This is a genomic window from Qipengyuania triglochinis (genome assembly GCF_054655615.1).
The window spans coordinates 693,070-715,790 of record NZ_BAAHND010000001.1; the positions used below are offsets into that span (position 1 = coordinate 693,070).

A 22,721-nucleotide genomic window follows, 5' to 3' on the forward strand; every position below is an offset into this window, starting at 1 on the left:
AGATGACGGCCCACGCAAGGCGCACGGCCTCGACATCTGCTGCAAAATTCCGAATAGCGGGTTGCATGACAAGCATCCTTCTTACCGGCTCTTCGCGCGGAATCGGCGCAGCAGCCAAATCGGCACTCGAAGCACGCGGCGCCAAGGTCATCGGCCAGGCGACCCGCACCGACCGCGAAGACACGGTCCCTTCGAATTTCTGCGAACCCAATGCGCCGCACGAATTATGGCATGCAGCCCTGGCCCGGGCGGGCGGCAAGATCGACGTGCTGGTGAACAATGCGGGTCTGTTCGATCCGAACCCGATCGAGCGCTCGGACATCGAATGGCTCGATGCGTGGGAGGATACGATGCGCATCAATCTGACCGCTTCAGCCCAGCTCAGCCGCTTTGCTGTGCGTCATTGGCAAGAGCGTGGATATCCCGGGCGGATCGTCCATGTCGCCAGTCGGGCAGGTCACCGCGGCGACTCACCTGCTCACTGGCACTATGCAGCGAGCAAGGGCGGTATGCTTGCCATGCATAAAAGCATTGCCCGCGCTTATGCGGGGGAAGGTATCTTGAGCTTCGCAATCACCCCGGGTTTTACCGACACGGCAATGGCCGGCGATTATCTGGAAAGCCGTGGCGGGCCGGGACTTCTCGCAGACATCCCGCTCGGCCGCGTAGCTGAACCAGATGAGATCGCAAGATTGATCGAATTCTGTGCGCTGGACGCGCCTGCGAGCCTCACGGGCGCTACGCTGGATGCCAACGGAGCGAGCTATGTGCGCTAAACTTCTCGTACCTCTGACTTTGGTCATGGCAAGTTGTGCCAGCGTGCCTTCTGATCGGTCACAGAATGTTGCTCCAACAGCCTCGTTATCCACAATTCCTGCCAAAGAATTCATCGACAGCTGCGAGCCGTGGGATGATTGGGACAAACCCGCCCCCCCTTTTTCCATCATGGGCAACAGCTTTTACGTCGGCACCTGCGGTATCTCTGCGATCCTTATTACAGGCGATGACGGTCATATCCTTCTTGACAGCGGCGTTCCCGAAGCTGCACCGCTAATCCTCGCCAATATTCGATCCCTTGGCGTAGACCCAGGAGATATCCGCTTCATCCTGATGAGCCATGAGCATTTCGATCATGTCGGCGCCCATGCCGCGCTGGCAGCGGCCACTGGCGCTCAAATTGTCGCCTCCGAACAAGCCGCCCAAGTGCTCGAACGCGGGGTAGTGTCCGAAGAAGATCCACAGGCTGCGATGAACCATCCCCCTTTCCCAAGGGTACAAGTGGATAGAATTGTGGTCGATGGTGAAGTTGTGAAGCTCGGCAATCTCGAATTGACCGCGCACACTACCCCTGGCCACAGCCCTGGCGCCATGAGTTGGACATGGGCGTCCTGCAATCTCCGGGGTGAACCCCCTGTCTGCCGCAACGTGGCTTACGTCGATAGCCTTTCTGCTGTGTCGGCCGACGATTATCGCTTTACGAACCATCCCGAGGTAGTGGCCGCATTCCGTGATAGCATCGACAAGGTACACTCATTGCCGTGTGACTACCTCCTCACTCCCCATCCTTCTGCCAGTCAAATGCTCAAAGACTTACGGGATGAAACTTTCGGCGAGCCCGGAGCCTGTCAGCGATACGCAGACGGCCTAGCACGAAAACTGGATGAACGGCTCGCGAAAGAGAAAAGCAAATGAGCGCCTGGAAGCTAGCTGGCGAAGCGCCGAAGAAGGTGGTGCAGGCTGCCCTTCTTGCGCATGATGAAGCTTGGGACTTCCCCGAAGAACTCGTCGTCTCCGGCCGGGAAATCGCTGAAGACAAGCCAGAGCAATGGATTCTAGAAGTCTGGCTGGACCGCAAACCGACTGCAGACGACAAACGCGCCGCAGCCTCGCTCTTCAAGAACGGCGCTCCCCAGTTCACCGCCGAGAAATTGCCGGAAGAAGATTGGGTTACCCTTAGTCAAGAGGGCGTGAAGCCCATCCAGGCCGGGCGTTTCTATGTACGCACGCCCGAATACCCGGCCGACAAGAAACTGGTCAATTTCATCATTCCCGCCAGTCAGGCGTTCGGCACTGGTCAGCACAAGACAACCGCCGGGTGCCTTGCCATGCTGGACCTAATGAAGCGCGAGGGGCTGGTGGTTCGGAACCACGCGGACATCGGGACGGGAACGGGCTTATTGGCTTTTGCGGCCATGCATCTTTGGCCGCGGGCGCACGCAATCGCTTCGGATATAGACGCGGTGTGCGCAGGCGTAGTGGAAGACAATTGCCGGACGAACGATATTGCGATGGGTGCCCGTCCAGGCGAGCTGACAATGGTGATCGCTCCGGGGATTGATGATCCACTGATCGAAGCGCGCGCTCCCTACGATCTGCTAATCGCCAATATCCTCGCTGGTCCGTTAGTCGAGCTGGCACCTGATTTCGCGAAAGTCACGACTGCTGGAGGCAGTCTCTTGCTAGCGGGCCTACTTGTGACACAGGAAGCCGAAGTTCGCGCGGCCTATCGTGCACAGGGTTTTCGACTGGCGCGAAGGGTGACGAACGGGGACTGGGCCATTTTGTGGCTGCGCAAGAGCCGGATCGGGTGAAAGGCTGCCGTTTATGGCGGGTGTGTGCGTGGGTTCTGTTTATCCTCGTCACCTCAACTACGGGCTTCTTTCTGTCAGCATGGATCGGCAGCTCGATTCCCCGAAACCCGTCGTGGACCGAACCTGCGGATGGTATCGAAATCATGGTGGGCGATAATGGCATTCATACCGAAATCGTAATGCCCCTGGTATCCCCGGTGAAAGACTGGCGAACCGTATTTCCAGCTGCTGATCTGCAAGACCCTCATCGACCCTATACCCATGTCGCCGTGAGCTGGGGCGAGCGAGATGTTTTTCTCAGCACGCCGACCTGGGCCGATCTGAGCCTGTCGACCGCCATTAAGGCAGCGACTGGCGGAGACGGTCTTCTCCACGCGGCGCATTACGTGCGGCCCGCACCGGGTTCAGCCAATAGGCCTATATATCTGACGTACGAACAATATGCGAAGCTGGTGAAAGCCATCGAGAGCCAAGCCCCGGTGTCCGGTCATCGCGAGCCATTGCCCGGATACTCCACCTACGATGTGTTCTACGATGCACCGGGCAGCTATCATTTAGGCAATACATGTAACCAGTGGACCAGCGATATGCTCGCAACTGCCGGAGTAAAGGTAGGCCGGTGGACTCCCCTGCCCGGCGGAGTCATGAAATGGTTTCAGGATCCGGATCCGGATTGACCTGAGCGCCCCTTTGATCGTGATAGCGTACAACGCTGCGTGTCACTTCCTGCATCATTCCCATGCGCGCAGCATAGGATGCGCGGGTGCTCCCGATCATAACTGCCATCGTATAATTCGTACCATCGGGCGCAGTGAGAATGCCAATATCGTTATAGCCGGACTGGACACCGTCGAAGAACTGGCCTGTCCCGGTTTTGTGCGCAATCGTCCAACCAGCCGGCACGCCTCCCTTGAGCCGCCTCGGGCCGCTCCGGGTACGCTGCATGGTCGACACGATCAAAACTGTCGAATTCTCCGAAAGGAGGTCTCCGCGCGCAAGCCTCGCCAGCGCCTTGGTGATGCCGACGGGACTAGCCCCATCGATCGGATCGGCAAGATAAGCTTCGAAGGCGTTTCGCCTGTCTTCTTCGGATACGAGATCGCGCGCGTCGTAGAACGCGTTATCGACCGAATAGGCCTGTTTCCATTTGAGGCCAGCAATGCTGCTTTGCTTGGTCCGTTCATCGGTCCCGAACTGGACGCCCGAAATCTGATTCCGGCGCAAGAACCCCTCTACAGCGCTCGGCCCTCCCACGCGGCGTAGAAGACGATCGTTCGCCGTATTATCGCTCTGCGTGATTGCTCGATTGATGAGGTCGGCATAATCCGTGGTGAATGAGCCCCTCGCTCGCACAATATTGCGAAGCGGTTGATGAAAAACAGTGAGGTCTTCAGCGCGCAACGTAACCGGCTCGGACAGATCAAGCGCGCCTTCGTCTCTGAGGTCCAGTGCGGTCAGAGAGACCCAGAGCTTGCTTACGCTCTGCTGCGGAAAGCGCTTCTTTCCCGTGTAGGACATGGTGGCAAGCGTGTCTGCTTGGGTAACTGCAATGCCGACGTCGCCGTTGAAGGTCTCGCCCAGATCGCGCAATTGCTGCTGAAGAGCAACCTGCGCCTCGGTAAGTTTCGGTTCGGGGGGCGGTGAAGGTTTCTGCTCGGCGAGCGTGACACGTTTATGGAAATCCTGCGGGGATTCCCCCGGCGTACTCACCATGGTGGCGAGGACGAGGAAGGCTCCGACAATCAGGACGGTCAGGAATAATACGGGGGATCGGCTCACGACACTCCAACACGAAGCACGACGTAAGTTTCCATATTCATGATATTATCCCGCGTTCTTGACGATTTCGGCCCACCCGGCTTCGTCAATGACCTCGATACCCAGTTCCGCCGCTTTCTTGAGCTTGCTGCCGGCACCCGGCCCGGCCACGACCAGATCGGTCTTCGCGCTAACCGATCCACTAGCTTTGGCACCCAGGCGTTCTGCCTGTGCCTTGGCCTCATCCCTACTCATGGTTTCAAGCTTACCAGTGAAAACAACAATCTTGCCGTTTACCGGGCTATCGCGCGTCTCGACCTCGTAGCGCGGCGGAGTGACCTCGTTGAGGAGATCGTCCCACACGTCCTTATTGTGGTCTTCATGAAAGAAATCCCCGAGCGCCTCGACCACGGCGCTACCGACGCCATCAATCGCATTCAAAGCGACAACGGCTTCTTCGTCGCCATCCCGGGCCTCTTCAGCAGTTCGGCGAAGCGAAGGAAGATCATGAAGATGTTTCATGAGGTCACGTGCCGTTACGGCCCCCACGTGGCGTATACCCAAGCCGAACAGGAGCCGAGCAGCGTCTGGCCGGCGACGCGCTTCGATGCTTTCCACAAGCTTATCCACAGACCGTTCCTGCCAGCCTTCAAGCGCAAGGATGGCATCTCTGCGATTTTTCAGGCGGAAAATATCTGCGGGGCTTTCGAGCCAACCGAGCGCAAAGAACTGGTCGATTGTCTTCTCCCCAAGACCATCGATATCCAAAGCCCCGCGACTAACAAAATGCTTTAATCTTTCCGTGCGTTGTGCGGGACAGATGAGACCACCTGTGCAACGCACATCCACTTCCCCTTCAGCTGCTACAGCCTCGCTGCCGCATTCCGGGCAGTGATCGGGAAAAGCATAAGGTTCTCTTTCCACATCGCGGGTTAGGTTATCCACAACCTGTGGAATAACGTCGCCAGCACGTTGCACTACCACCCGATCCCCCGGCCTGACACCGAGGCGTTCGACCTCGTCACGATTGTGCAGCGTGACATTGGTGACAGTGACACCGCCGACGAGCACAGGAGCGAGACGACCTACAGGTGTCAGCTTACCTGTCCGACCGACCTGAATATCGATTGCCTCGAGCGTCGTTTCGGCCTGCTCAGCAGGAAACTTGTGCGCCAGCGCCCATCGTGGCGCCTTGGCGACGAAGCCTAGACGCTGCTGAAAATCAAGCCGGTCTACTTTGTAGACCACACCATCAATTTCGTATGGAAGGTCAGGACGTTCGCGAGCGATCTTATCATAATGAGCCAGCATCTCCGCTGCACTTTCCACTTTCGTGAAGAGCGGGGATACAGGCACTCCCCATCCTTCGATAACGCGGACGACCTCTTCCTGGGTTTTCCCTGGCACTTCGGATGCTGCCCCCCAACCATGCGCCCAGAACTTCAGCGGACGCTTTGCCGTCACGCTCGCATCCTTCTGTCGCAAGGAACCTGCTGCCGCATTGCGTGGGTTGGCGAATAGCTTGGCGCCCGCCCCTTCCTGAGCCGCATTAAGTGCCTGAAAGTCCGCTTTAGCCATATAGACTTCGCCGCGGATTTCGAAGACTTCGGGGATGTCAGTCCCAGATAGGCTCTGGGGAATATCGGCAATATGAGCGACATTCGGCGTCACATCCTCGCCAACCTGACCATCACCACGCGTAGCTGCGCGAACCAGCTTTCCGCCCTCGTACCTAAGAGAACAGGAAAGTCCGTCGATCTTGTCCTCGGCTGTGATCGCAAGTCCATCAGCCTCGTCTAACGAGAGAAAACGACGCACACGGGCTACCCATTCCTCCACCTCCGTCGGCGAGAAAGCGTTGTCGAGGCTCATCATGCGAACCTCATGGGTAACTTTGGAGAGCGGCGAAGCAGCTATCTCGTGGCCAACTGCCTTCGATGGAGAGTCTGGCCTGACGAGATGGGGAAAAGCTTCTTCCAGCTCCGCATTACGGCGGACCAGCGCGTCATATTCCTGATCGGTAATTTCCGGCGCATCTTCCGCGTGATAAAGCCGGTTATGGTGGGCAATCTTTTTGGCGAGCCGCATGAGTTCGTTAGCGGCATCGACTTCGGAAACCTCGTTCACACGCCCTCCAAAAGACGATCAGCTTGCGCACGGGCTTCGGGCGTGACTTCCGCGCCAGAAAGCATTCGGGCAATTTCTTCCTTGCGCCCGGCCTCATCGAGCAGGCCAACGCTGGTCCGGGTTACGGTACCGTCGGAACTCTTCGCGATCATGTAATGCGTACGCCCACGCGCCGCGACCTGCGGACTGTGTGTGACCGCCAAAAGCTGACCGTCCGACGCAAGTCTCGCCAGTCGTTCTCCGATCGCACTCGCCACGGCACCGCCCACGCCGCGGTCGATCTCGTCGAAGATCACGGTTGCCGCCCCGCCCTGCTCTGCCAGGGCGACCTTCAAAGCAAGGATGAAGCGCGACAGTTCGCCCCCGCTCGCAATCTTGTTGAGCGGGGCAAAATCGGCACCTGGATTTGTGGCGATGAGAAACTCGACACTGTCCATGCCATGTGGCCCCCATCGGTCTTCGGGAAGTTCTACAACCGCCGTCTTGAACCGTGCCGCATCCAGTTTCAGCGGCGCCAGTTCGCGCGCAACAGCTTCGTCCAGCTTCGCCGCAGCCGCCACGCGGTTGGCATGCAGCGCTTGAGCTTCTGCACGATACCTTTCTCCCGCTTCCGCAGCGGCGGCCTCGAGAGTTTCGAGCTCAGCCTCGCCGCCCTCGATTGAATCGAGTTGGCTACGCATCGTCCGCATGACCTCCGGCAGTTCGTCCACCTCGCAGCGGTGCTTCCGTGCCAGCGCGCGCAGTTCGAACAACCTCGTTTCGGCGGCTTCTAGCGCTGCGGGATCATGGTCGAGCGCCGCAGCCGCCGCTTCCAGCTTTTCTTCAGCCTCTCCCGCCTCGATCACCGCGCGGTCAAGTGCGCCGAGAGCCTCGGTCAAAAGGGGATGCTCGGGAGCGATCCTATCGAGCTTGCGGGCAGCCACGCGCAGGCTCGCCAGCGGGGAGTCGGAGCCTTCCCATAGATGCCGCAGTTCCTCGAGATCGCCCGATAGCCGTTCCCCTTTTTGCATGTCGGCCCGCGTTTCAGCCAGCCTAGCCTCTTCGCCAACTTCTGGTTCGAGAGCAGTCAATTCGCTCAGATGGGAGAGCAGCAAATCGCGATCAACCCGCGCCTGCTCCAGCGCATCACGCACACTCTCGAGCCGCGCTTCTGTCTCGCGCCATTTCGCCCAGGCTTGTTCGACCCGTGCAGTACCTGCCCCGGCAAAGCGATCGAGCAGCGCCCGATGACCGCGTGGATTGACCAGTCCGCGATCATCATGCTGGCCGTGCAATTCGACGAGGATACCCGCGATCTCACGCAGCAGTGCAACGCCGACGGACTGATCGTTGATGAAGGCCTTGCTGCCGCCGTCAGCCTTGAGCTGGCGCCGAATAATCAAGGGCTCACCCGGTTCGATCTCGATGTCGGCATCGTCGAGGGCTGCCGCGATCTGACCGGGCAGGGATGAGAATTCGAAACTTGCGGAAACACTGGCCTTCGCTTCGCCAGCGCGGACCAATCCACTGTCGGCACGGTTGCCGAGAACCAGCCCAAGCGAGTCGAGCAAAATCGATTTGCCTGCCCCCGTTTCGCCAGTGAGCACACCGAGGCCGCCCCCGAAATCGAGATCGAGCGCTTCGATCAGCACGATGTTGCGAATGGAAAGCCGGGTCAGCATTGCTACCCTATGTAACGCAGCCGGAACGCCGCGTCACTGTTCCCCTTATGATCGACTTGTGAATAGTCGTTCGCCGGTCAACTGGCCGAGACGCCAGCGGCATTGTCCTCGATCAGCTCGTAAGCCTTCTCGTACCATTCGTTGCCGGGATAGTTCGCGCCGAGGACGGCGGCATATTTTACCGCTTCCGGCTTGATTCCCAGTGCAAGGCTGCTTTCTACCAGTCGATAGAGAGCTTCCGGTGCATGGCTCGTGGTCTGATAAGTATCGACCACATTCTGGAACCGGATCTGTGCAGCGATCCAGCGGCCCGAACGCTGATAGTAGCGGCCGATTTCCATTTCCTTGCCGGCGAGATGATCTTCGACGAGGTCGATCTTCAGGCGCGCATCGGCAGCATACTGGGTCTGCGGGAAACGGCGGTTCACTTCGCGCAGCGCTGTCAGCGCCTGCTCGGTTACCTTCTGGTCGCGCTGCACATCGCTGATCTGCTCGTAATAGCTGAGAGCAATCAGGTAATAGGCGTATGGCGCGTCCTTGTTACCAGGATGGATCGACAAGAAGCGCTGCGCCGAAGCAACAGTCTTGTTGTAATCCCCCGCCACATAATAGCTGAACGCACTCATCAGCTGGGCACGGCGCGCCCAAGGCGAATAGGGATGCTGACGCTCGACCTCATCGAACAGCGCAGCGGCCAATTGCGGCTTACCACTGTCGAGTTCTGCCTTGGCCTGACCGTAAAGTGTCTCAACGTCGCGCGCGACATAGGCCGTGTCTTCGGGCCGGTTCGAACCGCCACCACAAGCTGCAGTGAGTGTAGTGGCTGCAGCGAGAGCGCCGAAGGCGAGCATGCGGGTGGTGCGCGATTGGGTCTTCATAGGGCCGAGCCTATAGCCAGCACCCCGCTGAACGCCAAGTGAAGTTATCGGCGATTTCACCGATATCACACACACCCACCCGTAGCTGGTCCGCGCTAATCAATCACAGGCCAGTCCGCTTCCTCCTGTCCACGCGTTTTCCAGAGCGAGTAAGCGACCCCAGCCCCGATCAAGCCTATGGTGACGCCCAGGCTGATCCACGGCGGCATCTTGTCACCGCCCAGTAGGAAGTCGGAAACGAAGATCTTGCTGCCGATGAACACCAGTACCGCTGCCAAGGCATATTTGAGGTAATGGAAGCGATGCACCATCGCCGCCAACGCGAAATAGAGCGCCCGTAGTCCCAGGATCGCGAAAATGTTCGAAGTGTAGACGATAAAGGTATCCGTCGTGATCGCGAAGATCGCCGGGACACTATCTACCGCAAACACGAGATCGGCGAGATTGATGACGACCAGTGCGAGCAGCAGTGGTGTGGCGGCGCGCACAATTTTGCCGGTTTTGGCGTCCTCTACCTTTACCAGGAAGCGCTGCCCGTGAAGGTCGGGCGTGACACGCATATGCCGGCTGATCCACTTCACCGCCGGATTACTGCCAACGTCCATCGGCTCGTCCCCGGCGAAGAACATCTTGATACCGGTTACGATCAGAAAAGCGGCGAACAGGTACAGCACCCAATACGCTTCTGCCAGGATCGCCGCCCCGCCTGCAATCATCAGACCGCGCAGCACGATTACTGCCATGATGCCCCACAGGAGCGCGCGATATTGATATTTCGGGGGGATAGAGAAATAGGTGAATATCAGGCTGATCACAAAGACATTGTCGATCGAGAGGGCCTTCTCGATGAAGAAGCCCGTGTAGTACTGCATCCCCGCTTCGGGTCCGCGTTCCATCCAGACCCAGAAACCGAACAGCAGAGCCACTCCGATGTAGAACACGGATAGCTTCAGGCTCTCAGCGATTCCGATTTCCTTATCCTCCTTATGAAGGACACCGAGATCGAACGCCGTCAGGACGATGACGATGGCAAGGAAGGCGGCCCAGAACCACAAGGGGGTGCCGAGCCAGTCCGCTAGGAAAAAGTCGATCATGCTTGCTGCTCCCGAACAGAGCCGACTGCCGGAAGAGCGGATTTAAGCAGGAAGTATCCTGTCAGGGCCGCGACCGTCGAGCCAGCCAGCACGCCAAGCTTCACGGCATCTATCTCGCCGGCAGTCGTGAAAGCGAGATTGCCGATGAAAAGGCTCATGGTGAAACCGATTGCCGCGAGAAGCGACAAGGCGTGAATCTGCCGCCAATTGACCTCATCCGGCAGACTGGCGAGCTTCATCTTCACAGCCAGCCAGGCAAAACCGAAGATACCCGCCTGCTTGCCGATGAGTAGGCCCAGCGCGATGCCGAGGGGCAGAGGGTCGAGTAGCGCTGACGGTTCGAGACCGACCAGCGTCACGCCTGCGTTCGCAAAGCCGAAGACCGGGATGACCAGGAATGCGACCCATGGATGCAGGGCATGTTCCATGCGTTCCAGCGGGCCGCGATCGCTGGATCGATCCAACGGTATTGTCAGTGCCGCCGCGACACCCGCCAGGGTGGCATGTACGCCCGATTTCAGGACGAAAGCCCACATCAGGATTGCCAACAGCACGTAAGGGATCGTCGAAGCTACTTTAGCGCGCCCGAGAGCCAGCATCATGATAAATACCATGGCGGCCGCAGCGAGCATGCCGGTATCGATTTCACCCGAATAGAACAGTGCAATGATCGCGATCGCCCCGATGTCGTCGATCACGGCAATCGCGAGCAACAGGGCCTTCAACGCGACAGGCACGCGCGGCCCCAGCAGCGAGAGAATACCGAGTGCGAAGGCGATGTCTGTCGCTGCCGGTATCGCCCATCCCTGAATATTGTCGGGAGTGCCCAGATTGAACCCGATAAATACGAGGGCTGGCAAAACCATACCGCCGAGTGCTGCGACCAAGGGGAGCGACGCTTTGCCCCAGCTCGACAGCTGGCCTTCCAAAACCTCACGCTTGACCTCCAAGCCGACGAGGAAAAAGAAAACGGCCATGAGGCCGTCGTTTATCCAGAGCAGGAGAGGCTTATCGATCACGAAGCTATCGATCGCAAAGACGACCGGAATGTCGAGCAACGAGACGTAATTGGCAGCAAGAGGCGAATTGGCAACTGCAAGGGCAAGCGCCGCTGCGAAAATCAGGACGATTCCTCCGGCACTTTCTTTTTGCAGGAAGTCGCGCAGCAGAGGCGTAATGGCGTTGACCATGGGATTTCTCCGGAAGGTGGGTAGCTGTGAAGTACGAGGAGCGATCAGCAGCGCGCGATAGTGGCTGCATAGGCGCACATACGGCGCACGCCGCGACTAGCCGAAAGGTCGCAAAGCAGAGTGAACCTTGCCGGGTCGAGTTGCCAGATAGTCTTTGAATGCGCCGTCATCGATAGCTCCCTGATCGAATTTCAAGTCGATCGGACTACCGGAGCAGATGGGCTGGATAAGGAAAACGGGCCCGTCAGATTGCATCGGTATATCCGATACGGCCGACATCACGTGCGCTCAAGCGCCCGCCAGAGGGGCCCGGTCCGTGGAAGGGACAATAGCCGAAATGATCAGGAATTCAAGCCGCGCGGCAGCATAGTCGACGCGCGGCTTGTTTCGGTTCAACTTTCGCTGATGCCTTCCGGTGCATCCCAAAGCAGGTGACGCGTTTCAAGCATGACCAGATTGTTGCTGCGGACGATTTCCCCACGGGTCTTGTAGCCCAGCAACTGCTCGGGATCGGTGCCGGGATTGTGGGTGAGCACCCGCAATTCCTCGCTTGTGAAATCGGTGAGTCCGCGTGCGCGCTCGATACCCTTGCTGTCGTAGATGTGCAGAACGTCACCACGGGTAAAGTCGCCATCCATACTGATGACATCTGCCCGCCGGATTGGACGCTTGCCTTGAGCAAGCGCATCGGCAACCGCTTCGGAAACGACAAGGCTACCCGCCATCTGGAGACGATTGGCGATCCAGCTATCCCATCCGGACAGCGGGTTCGGGTTCGGCAAAACCTTTGTCGCGCGGCGGCTGCCATCAAGCACGGTGGAAAGCGGGTGATCGACTTCGCCCTGCGCAATCCAGGTGGTTACGCCCGCTTCTTGCGCCATGTTGGCTGCCTGTAGCTTGGTTTCCATACCCCCGGTACCCAGCGTGCTCTTCCCTTTGGTTGCTGCCATATAAGGCCCGACATCGCTGACTTCGGGAATGAACTGAGCTTCGGGATCGTCCGGATTACGGTCGTACAGGCCGTCGACGCCGGTCAGGATAATGAAGTCCGTCGCGCCAATCATCTGCGCCACCTTGGCCGCGAGGCGGTCATTATCGCCCACACGGATTTCCTCGGTAGTGATCGTGTCGTTCTCGTTGACGATCGGCATCACACCCGATTCCAGCAGGCGATGGACCGTGTTGCGAGTATTGAGGAAGCGGCGGTGATCCTCGAAATCGCCAAGGGTCAGGAGGACCTGCGCGATCTCGAAACCGAATTCGTGGCCGACCTGCTTGTAAGCGTTGAGGAGAAGCGGCATGCCGCAGGCCGCGGCGGCCTGCTTGTCCGAAACTCCTGCGCTCTCCGGCGTCTCGCCGATAATGCGCAGCCCCAAAGCGACTGATCCCGACGAACACACGATAACCTCGTTACCCTGCGACCGCAGCAAAGCGACATCTTCGAGCAAGCGCTGCAGGAAACCATATCGTGGGGTCAGGAGTTCCTGATTGGCAAGCAATGCCGAACCGATCTTGACAACAATATTGCGTTTCTTGGTCATATCTAAAAAATGTCTCTAACTTGAAATTTCTGTAACAGAACGTAGATAGGGATGGTGCAGTGCACAACCGGATTTTTCAGAATATCGAATGCGCAAAAGGCTGGAAGTATTCTTTGAAGAAATAGCGATGACTTAATTTTCTGTTATTTCGTTTTGGTACTAAATCGAGAATTACACAAAGCGCCCTGAGCGCGGAAACGGAATTCTACCATTATTAATTCTATACTTATTGTCGGCTGCGGAAAAATGGGCTCCGCGTTACTTTCGCAATGGGTCTCGGGCGGCGAGAAGATCACCGTCGTCGACCCGATGGCAAGCGATTTGCCGAACGGCGTTTCGCTCGTCCGCGACCGGGAAGAAATTGCTGACCAACGCTTCGACTGCATCGTCGCCGCCGTCAAGCCGCAGATGTTCGATGATGTGATGCCAGATTATGCCGGCAACTTGTCCGATGATGGATATGTCCTCTCGATCGCCGCCGGATATTCCGCTGGAAGACTGTCGAAATTAATGGGCGACAAGCCCGTCGTGCGTGTCATGCCGAACCTCCCGGCTGCGATCGGTCGCGGTGTCAGTGGTCTCTGCGCAGGGCCTCTGGTATCCGATGCGCACATGGCCCATGCCGAAGAGTTCATGGGCCGCGCTGGGACGACCATCGTCGTCGATAGCGAAGAGAAGCTAGACCGCGTGACTGCGGTTGCAGGCTCAGGCCCCGGCTATGTGTTCGAAATCGCGCGCGCCTATGCCGAAGCTGCGATGGCGCAGGGTTTCACCGAGGAGGAAGCGCGTGAAATGGTTCTAGGCACCATCGGTGGCGCCATCGCCATGGCAAGCGAGCCCTCTGCCCCTAGCCTGGAAGATCTACGCAATTCGGTGACGAGCAAGGGTGGCACGACTGCGGCCGGCCTCAATGCACTAAATGGCGACAATGGCCTTTCCGACCGCCTGCATGCAACGTTGCAGGCCTGTTACGACCGGGCGGTAGAGCTGCGCTGAAACCTTTGCGCCTCCCGTCCCTTTTATATGTGAGAGAGAAAATATGAACGATCAGACATTAGATCCGCAGATGCACATCGCCACCCTTGGCGAAAATGCACGTAATGCCGCCCGTGGCCTGCTTTCAGCAAGCACGGATGCGAAGAACAAGGCGCTGCGAGAAGCCGCCAAGGCGTTGCGCGATAAGACCCCCGAACTGCTTGAAGCCAATGCCGAGGATGTGAAAAGCGTCGAAGGAAAGAAGCCGGATAGCTTCATCGACCGCCTCAAGCTTACCGAAGATCGCATCGAGGGAATGGCTTCTGCTCTGGAACAGATTGCCGAACTGCCCGACCCTGTTGGTCGCGAACTGGCGAGCTTCGATCGGCCCAACGGCCTCACCATCCAGCGCGTTGCCGTGCCGATCGGCGTTATCGGCATGATCTATGAAAGCCGCCCGAATGTCGGTGCGGACGCTAGCGCTCTATGCCTCAAGAGTGGAAATGCCGTGATTCTCCGTGGCGGCAGCGAAAGCCGCAACTCTACGCGCGTCATTGTCGAATGCATGCGCACCGGCTTAAGGGCTGCGGGCCTGCCCGAAGATGCGGTGCAAACGGTCGGTACCACAAATCGCGAAGCTGTGGCCGCGCTGCTCAAGGCTGACGAGTTCGTCGATCTCGTCATCCCGCGCGGTGGCCGGGGACTTGTGGAGCTTGTTCGCGATCAGGCCAGTGTGCCCACCCTCCTCCACCTCGACGGAAATTGTCATAGCTACGTCCACGAAGCGGCCGACCTCGACAAGGCAGCCGAAGTCATCCGTAATGCAAAGCTGCGCCGCACCGGCGTTTGCGGCGCGACCGAAAGCATCGTGGTGGACCGTTCGATTGCCAAGGATTTCGTCCCGAAGCTTACGACAATCATGGGTAGCGATTGCGAATTGCGTGGCGACGAAGAAGCGGTCGCAATCGATGGCAGCATCAAGCCCGCTACCTCGGAAGACTGGAATACCGAGTATCTCGATCCGATCGCTTCGGTAAAGGTAGTCGACGGCCTCGATGAAGCGATCCACTGGGTGAGCGAACATTCTTCGCACCACACCGATGCGATCATGACCGAAGATGATGCTGCGGCGAAGAAGTTCATGACCAGCATCGACAGCGCTATTGTCATGCGCAATGCCAGCACGCAGTTCGCCGATGGCGGCGAGTTCGGCATGGGCGCAGAAATCGGCATTGCTACTGGCAAAATGCATGCTCGTGGGCCGGTTGGCCTCGAACAGCTGTGCAGCTTTAAATACCTAGTACACGGCGAGGGTCAAACCCGCCCGTAAATTAGCCGACAATCCGAAGTCGATAAAGCCGCCGTCGCCTATTAGCGTCGGCGGCTTATTCGTGCTTATCAGATGTTGGTGCTGCTCGGGATCAGGCTGGGCAGCAGAAAGTCATAGGGCCTCATTCTTTCCGCATTGCGTGACACGATCTGGCTTTCGACGCTCGCAAGCGCAGCCTGGAACCGCGCAAGAGGGCCTTCAGCTCCGACAATTTGCGGATCGCGGAACCACTGCGGATAGGGATATTGCGGGGAAAGATAAGTGCCGAGCGGGCGGTAATAGAGCGAACCGAGAAGGTAGAGCACCTTCAGCTGTTCGAGCGCCAATGTTTCGGGCGGCATCATTGCCAACCAATCCGTTTTGGTGCCACCTTGTTGGGTGTCGGGTGCTGGTTGCCAGTACGCACCGGTCACAGCCGGGGCGTACTCCATGATCGCTTTTTGCGGAAAGTTGACTGACGCGTGCTGCGCGCTCGCGGTGAAAATAGTCATCGTGCACAGGTCGATCAGGTCCTGGATCGTCGCAGGCGCGCTGAAACCCAGCAGTTTCCCGCTATCCGCGATCGCCCCCGCCCAGGCCTGAAGCTCGGTATCACCCGTTATGTCCGTATCGGCATCGTAATATACCCGGACATATTCCTCGACCCAGGTTTCGATGGCTTCCCAAACCAGCAGGCCATCGTCACGATATGGGTAGTTGGTAAGCGCTGAACTCGTTCCCACGCCGCGTGCTTCGATGTCCTTCGGCAACATACCTTTGTCAAAATCGAAACTGAGGCGGGCTTCAACCGCAGTTTTCTGACTGCTCTGAATTGTGCCTGCAAAGATATGATCGATCGGGCCGCCGGGGGTGATCAGGCTGGTGGCAGCGGCCTCGTTGATAAACATCGTGCCTTCGAAATGCCGAACCAGCAGAGCATTGATAGGATGAAGTTCCGCCAAATGACGATGCGTGGCAACAGCCACAGCCTCGATCACCAGATGCGTCCGGGCGAGATGGGCGAAGAGTTCGTGATAATTACCATCGGCAACCTGCACCACCAGCTTGGCCATCTCCCAGCCCCATTGCCTGGTTTGGCTCATTGCGGGTGTCATGACAGGGCTTGCGTCGTTGGACGGATCGCAATTGATGGCCACCGGTACCAGACTGCCGCCTTCCGGCGGAACGGCGAACAGGGCTACCGGACAAGTCAGGTACTTCGCGATCCCGTCCCATTCGCCCGGTTCGATGATCGACAGCGCCGAATAATCGCATTGAAACAAGCGTCCTTGAGCAAGAGCGTCCTCAAGCTGGTCTCCTGCTACGACTGCCGAGTATTGTTCTGCGGTGATCTGGCACTTGTCGGGAACCGCAGAAACCGCCTCGATCAGAACGCTGTTCGGTCCGGCGACCCTGAGGTTCGCAAATTCGAGATCGTCCTGAAAGGTATAGGCGATCGCCGGAATGTCGATCGTCTTGAAATTGTCGAGATAGGTCTGAAGTGAGCGTGGATGATCGCTGCCCAGCGCCGCCTGTGTCGCTCCACGCAGTTCGATGATAGCTTTCAGTTTGGATACGTGGTTTTTAAGGTCCGCGATCGCTATCTCTGCTTCGACCATGTGAACACCGTCGGCAACCAGTTCCGCCAGCCCTTTCCTGCCGGCGATATCCGCGACAATCTTGGCCCCCAGCGAGGCGACATCCTTCTCCACTGCGGCGACGACGGCCCGGTCCGCGTCCAGCAGGAGCGGATCCAGAGAGGAAAGTCCTTGTGCGATGAGCGCGCATTCTACCTCGATCTGGTTTCTTGCCAGCTCGAGAACGATCTTCGCCAGCTTGAGCCACCATTCCAGCGTAGGATTCTCGGCCGTGGGCAAGGTCTTGACCACTGGCACGCCTTCGACCGACGGGACGCAGTCGGTCCATTCGTACTGCGCCTGGCTCGCGGCCAGCTGCTCTTGCCGGGCCTGCCTTTGCGATTGTGTATCATTTTGGGGCAGTGAAGGGGAAATCGGGGCTTGCTTGGGCATTTCTGGTCCATCCTTCTTACTGAGTGGGAGCCTGCCTACTCGACAATAGTTAACGCCCAGCCTAGGGCATACGTAGTAATACGGGGGGTAACCCGTTCGGGGATGTTAGGCGCTTGGGGGTTATTGCGCTGCGATGGGGAAGGTTGGAAGAATTGTTCGCGCATTAGCGATTCCGGATTTGCCGCAGGATGTGCGCGCAGATTACGTTACCGCGGCGGCGACGCAGGTTCAGAAGCAGGCGCGGTGGTTGTTCGTCGCGCTTTTGCTGACCTGTCCGCTGGCCATTTTCGTCACGCCCGAAAGCAGCGGCTGGTTCGTGCGCTGGGTGCTGCCGCTGGGCATGTCGATCTACTGTCTTTCCGGCTTGCTTACTTTGTTCAAGGGTACAGCCTTCGAAGGCAAGCCATGGCGCGCCGAGAAATTCATCGTCGAAAGCTGGTTCTCCTCGCTGATCGGCGCGATGATCAGCACCAGCTGGGCGATCGCGAGCTGGCTCAGCGCCGAGGGGTTCGAGCGGCTGCACTTCCCCGTCATTCTGGTGATGGGCGCGCTGGCGACGGCCTATTGCGTGGCGAGCATCCGGGCCGCGGCCGCGATGCATCTGCTGATCGACATCGTCCCTATCGCCGCGTTGCTGCTGATCTTCGGCACCACGCTCGACCGGGCGGCGGCGGTCAGCCTGGCGCTGGCGGGGATCTTCCAGTGGCGGATGATCAACATGCATCACCAGCAGGTGGTGGAGCTGCTGCTGCTTCAGCGCAAGAACCACACCCTCGCCCTCACCGATCCGCTGACCGGATTGCTCAACCGCCGCGCTTTGCTCGATTTTGCCGAGGCGCTGGGCGATGACGACGGCCCTTCCCGCCTGCTCCTGATCGATATCGACCGGTTCAAGCAGGTCAACGACATGCATGGCCATGACGTGGGCGATTGCGTGCTGCAGGAGATCGCCCGGGTGATCGAATCCTATGCGGGCAACAATGTCAGCGCCGCGCGGCTGGGGGGCGAGGAGTTTGCCCTGCTCGGCACGCGTGAGGCGCTGCCCTGCTCCACGGCCGAAACCCTGCTCGACAAGGTGCGCGAGGCGGCCATGCCCCATGGGGAGCGGATTACGGTCAGCATCGGCATTGCCGAGGGCACGCTGGAAGACGATCCCGCCTGGCGCAATCTCTACCGTCAGGCCGACGATGCGCTGTACGAGGCGAAGCGTTGCGGGCGGGACCGGGCCTGCCATGCGGATGAACTGGAGATCGCCGGCCGTGCCCTGCGCACCATGGCCGATTCGCGCCCCGGTTCCTCCCCCACCATCATGTAGGCCCACCGCCGCGCAAGGCCCGTTTCGTGTAGGATTGCCCTAGGGGGAATCCTATTCGCTTTCCTACACGCCCCGTTCCTGCCCATGCCGTGCGCTTCGCCACCAGCAGGAGACGCACGCATGACCCGCCGCAAGGACCCTTCCGAAACCCGCACCCCCGTCGCCGCAGAGGACATTCCCGCCTTCGACACCGTGCCGGTCAAATACCGCCACGATGGCTGGACGCCCGCCCGCCAGAAAGCCTTCATCGGCGCGCTGGCCGATACCGGCTGCGTCAGCCGCGCCGCGCGCTATGTCAACATGAGCCCCGAGGGCGCCTATTACCTGCGCCGCCGCCCCGGGTCCGAAAGCTTTCGCCGCGCATGGGAGGCCGCGCTCGATCTCGGCGTGCAGCGCCTGAAGGACATCGCCTATGAACGCGCGATCGACGGCCAGCTCAGCCCCGTCTTCGTCGCCGGCAAGCTGAAAGGCTTCCGCCGCATCCGCAACGATCGCCTGCTGATGTTCTGCCTGAGGATGAACGCCCGCGACGAACGCGGCAAACGCCTCGCCGCGAATTATTTTAACGCAGGGTCCTCAAGTAGCGCAGCGATAGGACCACAAAGACTGTCCTCAAACTCTTCCAGACCCGCGACCATGACCACCCCCGCCCTCAGCCGCGCGGAGAAGGACGACATGAACGCCGCCATGGTCGAACATTTCGATCCGGTGGAGATGAATTTGGAGGAGATCGAGGCGATGCAGGCCCAGCTGGCCGAAATCGCCCGCCGCAAGCGCGCCGACGAGGACGGCTCGCCGGAGAACGATGCCGACACGCACTTCGCCCACCTCGTCACCACCGACTGGAAGGCCGCCGGCGAGCTGGAAGACCTCTACTCTGTTGAGGAGGAGCTGGAACAGTGGAACGAGGACGAGGACTACTGGAAGGATTTGGGGTGAGGCTCGCATGAGCCTCACATGAAAATCGAATTTTGAATACCTTGTAAATCGCGAGCATGTCGAAGGACTATTTTTGCGGCTAGAAATTTAAGGCACTATTTCCATCGCTTCTGGAGCGTACAATAGCGACGCCAATATTGATTCCAAAGTTAGCTTATTACTTTGTAAGCGCTCGCTAGCTTCGACTCTCCATACGAGATCCGCCTCCCCTGGGAAGGTGCCTTTCAATTCGCGCAAGACTGCTATCGCCGTAGTGGCCCACGAGCGAAATTCCGCAAGGGACCAGTAACGCACGTTGTCTAACTGCGGATCGGCACCTGATTTCGCTTTCGTACAAGGTGTAACCAGCACAGGCTCAATAGTCATCTCCTTAGCGGCCGACACTTTCTTTTTAAGCCACTTGGGATGTCCCGATGCCTGTCGAGCCTTCACCGCGCCAAAAACTGTGAGTGCGTCGCCATCCGCATGATCTTCGAACACAATGCCCAATTGTGATCCTAACCACCAAGGGTCAGGCGCAGCATCACCCTCTTCGTTTCCAGCGGTAAACCCCAATAATTCGCCAAGCTGTACCTGACCATGCTCAAATTCAGCAGCGTTAGATAGCTTGCGCGAGATTTCAGCGGCAAGCACCTCAAATTTTTTGTTTGTTGCCGTACCTAAATCGAGGAACTTTTGCTCCAATTTCTCAACTTGGAGCAATACCTCGTTACTCGTCTGCTCTTTTTCCTCATCGATAGGACCAACAGTTCGGGCGAGCGTGTTCAGCCACGAAATTGACGGAGCGGCGCCTTTCGCTCGCATGAATTGCTCCCGTGCCGCTTTCGCCTGAGCGTCATCTGGAGAAGAGGAGAGTCGAAGAGCTGCCGATCCAGCGAGATAATGCCAGAGCGCGCGATAACCGCGCAAGGCGGGATCGTGAAGGCCCGCTAAAATAGCCTTCGCAGCTATTAATGCTGCTGAGTAATCTTTATTCCAGATAGCCTCTTGGTAGCTAACCTCTTGCGCGACGACAGAATTCAAATCCGACATACCGGGAAATTCTTCTTGAAGAAATTTTCCAATCGAACCTCTTATCTGTCCATCTACTGTTGACCATCCCGCGTCGTTATTGAGAAACATTTCGAAATTCTCAAAAATATTTTGAGCATTTACGTCGGTTGATTGATTTACACCAAACTTAAGTTCAGCCTGAAGCTCTGGATGAAAATACTTCCATTTGCGCCTGTCGGCTAAGAGATCGACAAGTTCTGTCCCTGTTACAACTACACAAGATCTATCTTGCAAGGCTCTTGTGCAACGGCCAACGGCCTGCAGGACACGAGTTTGGATGCGCTCATTAAAAAGCGCGGTTGCTGTCATTTTCGTCATAATAAAACGTTCTTGCGCATTCATAGCGCGAGGCAGGCCATCGACAGACAAAAGACGGCACTCATCGCCTGGAAAGTCTATCCCGTCGTAACGATTTGCCAGAATAGCCACCGCCCTTGGCGACGAGACGAAGGGAGCTTTATCAGACTCTATGTCATCTGCATCAAATGTTTGAAAAGTGGGCAACTCGCTCGCAACCGCAGCACGATGAGTATCGGCCTGAGCGGAAGACGGCGTGAGAACAACTGACCTACCAGCCCTTTCTTCCATCCGAACCCTCAGGGCATCGGTGGCATCACCTGTTAATGAGAGACTTGGGAAAACGAAGAAACGACGACCAACCCCTGCGTTTTGAAAGCCATCCGGTGCGCGAAGTCGGTCAATCGAACGTCTCCCGGTGAGACGCTCAAGGTCGCCGCCAGCCCCTAGCGTCGCAGACATGAAGATACGCTGCGTGGCATTTGCGAACGGTTGATGTGTCGAGGTGGGCGGGATCAATGGTCGAATTAATATTTCGCGCGAGCCTAGATAAATATGACAGGCATCCAAGTGATCCCTCAGCAAAGACCAAGGAAAGAAGATGTTTGGTGCATTTTGATCGGCAAAAGCATCAATAATCGAAATCAATTCCGTTGAAATTTCAGAAACTTGGGGCGATGGCAGCTTCTCCACCCAGTTTGAATCAGCAGCGCCTACCCAGTCCCCAGTGAGCCGCGAATATTGCTCCGCGTCGATATGCGGCTTCAAAAATGCGGCTAAAGAATCATGAAGTGGAGTGCCTGCTTCGATACTCAGCGACCACATTTTTGCGACGTAATTTTCGGCGGCATGTGCGTCATCAATTATAATTATATCTGGATCCAGAAAATATGGATGAGTGTTGAAGAGGCCAGAATAGGTACTTACTGCGACTTGTGCGCCTGTTTTGTATGCTGTTGTGTCTGAAGGCGTAAAATTGGACTTCGATCCCGACAAATCAACCGCGTCAATTCCATACTGATTACGCGCTTGCAAAATTGTCTGGCGAACTAGCTGTACCGTAGGGCAAAGATATAATACTCTTTCCCGAAATTTAAGGCGTCGCCAATCAGCTATAAGCATCCCAACAAGGGTTTTTCCGCTTCCCGTGGGTAACTGCAACGCTACATCAGTTTTATTGACGAAAGAAAATGCGTAAGATTCAAGCATCTCTTTCTGATGCGGCATAACGTCAGGAAATTGGCGTTTCGTGAGAGTTTTAAAGTGAGCTGCAGGATTTTCCGCCGCCACCTGTTCGAACGTGTCAGTCTTAAACGCCATCTAATATTTTCCCGTTATCAGCGCGATGGTAAACCCTTTTGGCAATACTTTCATTGCCATGGTTTAGCTGCCGCGCCTCGCTCCTTTTCTACTTTTCCACCAATTTTCTTTCGTACATCATAGACGCCACAACCCGCAGCCCCCCCCAAAGAACCTCACCGCTTCTTGCGCGCCTTCCTAGCCGCATACTTCGCATCGCGCGCAGCTTTCAGCTCTTCCTCGGTCGGCTCGGGAACGGCAGCAGCCTCCGCTGCGGCTTTGTCGGCAGCCAGCTTCTCGGCCTTGGCCTGTTCGCGCGCAGCGCGCTTGGCGGCGCTCTTTTCGGCGGCTTCGGCTTCGCGGGCTTCCTGCGCGGCCTTGCGCCGGGCAACGGTCTCGTCATCCACCTTGGGCTTGTTGGCGAGCTTCTTCAGCGCTTTCTCGCGGGCCTTCTGGGCCAGGGCGGCGCGGTCTTCGAAGGTAGGGTCTTTATATCCAGCCATTATGGGGCAGTATCTCTTCTGGTTGGCCGGGGCGTGCCCGGCGTGAAAGGCAGGTTTTGACGAAACGTGCCGCGTGGCCCGCCTGTCTTCGATCCGCAGCGGGGCATTGTGGCCCCATGCGGAATGCGTGCATCCCTCCCCACCTGCGCAGGGCCGGATCG

At 57.9% G+C, this 22,721-nt stretch carries 19 protein-coding genes; 8 read left to right on the top strand and 11 right to left on the bottom strand.

The window, feature by feature from the left end; translation table 11 throughout:
- Positions 1-65 precede the first annotated feature (65 nt).
- The 4 genes from ACYQ0G_RS03490 to ACYQ0G_RS03505 all read left to right on the top strand — a co-directional run bounded on the left by ACYQ0G_RS03490 (position 66) and on the right by ACYQ0G_RS03505 (position 3,268).
- Positions 66-776 (top strand): SDR family NAD(P)-dependent oxidoreductase, encoded by a 711-nt coding sequence (locus tag ACYQ0G_RS03490; protein ID WP_460099368.1) that lies wholly within the window; start codon positions 66-68, stop codon positions 774-776.
- Positions 766-1,692 carry a subclass B3 metallo-beta-lactamase gene (gene bla, locus ACYQ0G_RS03495; protein WP_460099370.1) on the top strand — a complete coding sequence of 309 codons (927 nt, stop codon included), beginning with the start codon at positions 766-768 and terminating at the stop codon, positions 1,690-1,692. The genes ACYQ0G_RS03490 and bla overlap by 11 nt, the downstream gene beginning before the upstream one ends.
- Complete coding sequence (locus ACYQ0G_RS03500; RefSeq protein WP_460099372.1) at positions 1,689-2,591, top strand: 50S ribosomal protein L11 methyltransferase; 903 nt, start codon at positions 1,689-1,691, stop codon at positions 2,589-2,591. The genes bla and ACYQ0G_RS03500 overlap by 4 nt, the downstream gene beginning before the upstream one ends.
- 143 nt (positions 2,592-2,734) lie before the next feature.
- Positions 2,735-3,268, top strand: a complete 534-nt coding sequence (locus ACYQ0G_RS03505) for a DUF2459 domain-containing protein (RefSeq protein WP_460099375.1) — start codon at positions 2,735-2,737, stop codon at positions 3,266-3,268.
- On the opposite strand, the gene ACYQ0G_RS03510 is transcribed toward ACYQ0G_RS03505, so the two are convergent.
- The 8 genes from ACYQ0G_RS03510 to proB form a co-directional block, all read right to left on the bottom strand.
- A complete protein-coding gene (locus tag ACYQ0G_RS03510; RefSeq protein WP_460099377.1) occupies positions 3,234-4,370 on the bottom strand; it encodes a serine hydrolase in 1,137 nt (378 codons plus the stop codon). The genes ACYQ0G_RS03505 and ACYQ0G_RS03510 overlap by 35 nt on opposite strands.
- A 45-nt stretch (positions 4,371-4,415) precedes the next feature.
- A complete protein-coding gene (ligA, locus tag ACYQ0G_RS03515; protein ID WP_488199685.1) occupies positions 4,416-6,476 on the bottom strand; it encodes an NAD-dependent DNA ligase LigA in 2,061 nt (686 codons plus the stop codon).
- A complete protein-coding gene (recN, locus tag ACYQ0G_RS03520) occupies positions 6,473-8,137 on the bottom strand; it encodes a DNA repair protein RecN (protein ID WP_460099379.1) in 1,665 nt (554 codons plus the stop codon). The genes ligA and recN overlap by 4 nt, the downstream gene beginning before the upstream one ends.
- A gap of 77 nt (positions 8,138-8,214) precedes the next feature.
- Positions 8,215-9,015 carry an outer membrane protein assembly factor BamD gene (locus ACYQ0G_RS03525; RefSeq protein ID WP_460099381.1) on the bottom strand — a complete coding sequence of 267 codons (801 nt, stop codon included), beginning with the start codon at positions 9,013-9,015 and terminating at the stop codon, positions 8,215-8,217.
- Positions 9,016-9,110: 95 nt separating this feature from the next.
- A complete protein-coding gene (locus ACYQ0G_RS03530; RefSeq protein ID WP_460100613.1) occupies positions 9,111-10,106 on the bottom strand; it encodes a TerC family protein in 996 nt (331 codons plus the stop codon).
- Positions 10,106-11,299, bottom strand: coding sequence for a Na+/H+ antiporter NhaA (gene nhaA, locus ACYQ0G_RS03535; RefSeq protein WP_460099383.1), 1,194 nt, complete (start codon positions 11,297-11,299; stop codon positions 10,106-10,108). Before nhaA ends, ACYQ0G_RS03530 begins: the two co-directional genes overlap by 1 nt.
- Positions 11,300-11,343: 44 nt before the next feature.
- The gene (locus tag ACYQ0G_RS03540; protein ID WP_460099386.1) at positions 11,344-11,469 is read right to left on the bottom strand and encodes a hypothetical protein; all 126 of its coding nucleotides are present in this window, start codon (positions 11,467-11,469) and stop codon (positions 11,344-11,346) included.
- 222 nt (positions 11,470-11,691) lie between these two features.
- On the bottom strand, positions 11,692-12,840 hold the full coding sequence (gene proB, locus ACYQ0G_RS03545; protein ID WP_460099389.1) for a glutamate 5-kinase: 1,149 nt from the start codon (positions 12,838-12,840) through the stop codon (positions 11,692-11,694).
- Between the two features lie 228 nt (positions 12,841-13,068).
- Between proB and ACYQ0G_RS03550 the strand changes: the two genes are divergently transcribed.
- Positions 13,069-13,836, top strand: coding sequence for a pyrroline-5-carboxylate reductase family protein (locus tag ACYQ0G_RS03550; protein ID WP_460100615.1), 768 nt, complete (start codon positions 13,069-13,071; stop codon positions 13,834-13,836).
- A gap of 43 nt (positions 13,837-13,879) precedes the next feature.
- Positions 13,880-15,145: a glutamate-5-semialdehyde dehydrogenase gene (locus tag ACYQ0G_RS03555; protein WP_460099392.1), complete on the top strand. Its 1,266-nt coding sequence runs from the start codon at positions 13,880-13,882 to the stop codon at positions 15,143-15,145.
- Between the two features lie 68 nt (positions 15,146-15,213).
- On the opposite strand, the gene ACYQ0G_RS03560 is transcribed toward ACYQ0G_RS03555, so the two are convergent.
- Positions 15,214-17,154, bottom strand: a complete 1,941-nt coding sequence (locus tag ACYQ0G_RS03560; protein ID WP_460099394.1) for a lipoxygenase family protein — start codon at positions 17,152-17,154, stop codon at positions 15,214-15,216.
- 178 nt (positions 17,155-17,332) lie between these two features.
- On the opposite strand from ACYQ0G_RS03560, the gene ACYQ0G_RS03565 reads away from it, so the two are divergent.
- Both ACYQ0G_RS03565 and ACYQ0G_RS03570 read left to right on the top strand, forming a co-directional pair.
- A complete protein-coding gene (locus ACYQ0G_RS03565) occupies positions 17,333-18,469 on the top strand; it encodes a GGDEF domain-containing protein (RefSeq protein WP_460099397.1) in 1,137 nt (378 codons plus the stop codon).
- 120 nt (positions 18,470-18,589) lie between these two features.
- Complete coding sequence (locus ACYQ0G_RS03570; protein WP_460099399.1) at positions 18,590-19,408, top strand: death domain-containing protein; 819 nt, start codon at positions 18,590-18,592, stop codon at positions 19,406-19,408.
- Positions 19,409-19,495: 87 nt separating this feature from the next.
- Here ACYQ0G_RS03570 and ACYQ0G_RS03575 read toward each other — a convergent pair whose 3' ends face one another.
- Together ACYQ0G_RS03575 and ACYQ0G_RS03580 are read right to left on the bottom strand one after the other, a co-directional pair.
- On the bottom strand, positions 19,496-22,078 hold the full coding sequence (locus ACYQ0G_RS03575; protein ID WP_460099401.1) for a DEAD/DEAH box helicase family protein: 2,583 nt from the start codon (positions 22,076-22,078) through the stop codon (positions 19,496-19,498).
- A gap of 155 nt (positions 22,079-22,233) precedes the next feature.
- Positions 22,234-22,560 (bottom strand): DUF6481 family protein, encoded by a 327-nt coding sequence (locus tag ACYQ0G_RS03580; protein WP_224811725.1) that lies wholly within the window; start codon positions 22,558-22,560, stop codon positions 22,234-22,236.
- Positions 22,561-22,721: the final 161 nt, after the last annotated feature.

What these genes read in the sequence shown, in the direction of transcription:
- ACYQ0G_RS03490 (WP_460099368.1), top strand. Translation starts at nt 66, where the DNA reads ATGACAAGCATCCTTCTTACCGGCTCTTCGCGCGGAATCGGCGCAGCA.
- bla (WP_460099370.1), top strand. Translation starts at nt 766, where the DNA reads ATGTGCGCTAAACTTCTCGTACCTCTGACTTTGGTCATGGCAAGTTGT.
- ACYQ0G_RS03500 (WP_460099372.1), top strand. Translation starts at nt 1,689, where the DNA reads ATGAGCGCCTGGAAGCTAGCTGGCGAAGCGCCGAAGAAGGTGGTGCAG.
- ACYQ0G_RS03505 (WP_460099375.1), top strand. Translation starts at nt 2,735, where the DNA reads ATGGTGGGCGATAATGGCATTCATACCGAAATCGTAATGCCCCTGGTA.
- recN (WP_460099379.1), bottom strand. Translation starts at nt 8,137, where the DNA reads ATGCTGACCCGGCTTTCCATTCGCAACATCGTGCTGATCGAAGCGCTC.
- ACYQ0G_RS03525 (WP_460099381.1), bottom strand. Translation starts at nt 9,015, where the DNA reads ATGAAGACCCAATCGCGCACCACCCGCATGCTCGCCTTCGGCGCTCTC.
- nhaA (WP_460099383.1), bottom strand. Translation starts at nt 11,299, where the DNA reads ATGGTCAACGCCATTACGCCTCTGCTGCGCGACTTCCTGCAAAAAGAA.
- ACYQ0G_RS03540 (WP_460099386.1), bottom strand. Translation starts at nt 11,469, where the DNA reads ATGACGGCGCATTCAAAGACTATCTGGCAACTCGACCCGGCAAGGTTC.
- proB (WP_460099389.1), bottom strand. Translation starts at nt 12,840, where the DNA reads ATGACCAAGAAACGCAATATTGTTGTCAAGATCGGTTCGGCATTGCTT.
- ACYQ0G_RS03555 (WP_460099392.1), top strand. Translation starts at nt 13,880, where the DNA reads ATGAACGATCAGACATTAGATCCGCAGATGCACATCGCCACCCTTGGC.
- ACYQ0G_RS03560 (WP_460099394.1), bottom strand. Translation starts at nt 17,154, where the DNA reads ATGCCCAAGCAAGCCCCGATTTCCCCTTCACTGCCCCAAAATGATACA.
- ACYQ0G_RS03570 (WP_460099399.1), top strand. Translation starts at nt 18,590, where the DNA reads ATGACCCGCCGCAAGGACCCTTCCGAAACCCGCACCCCCGTCGCCGCA.
- ACYQ0G_RS03575 (WP_460099401.1), bottom strand. Translation starts at nt 22,078, where the DNA reads ATGGCGTTTAAGACTGACACGTTCGAACAGGTGGCGGCGGAAAATCCT.
- ACYQ0G_RS03580 (WP_224811725.1), bottom strand. Translation starts at nt 22,560, where the DNA reads ATGGCTGGATATAAAGACCCTACCTTCGAAGACCGCGCCGCCCTGGCC.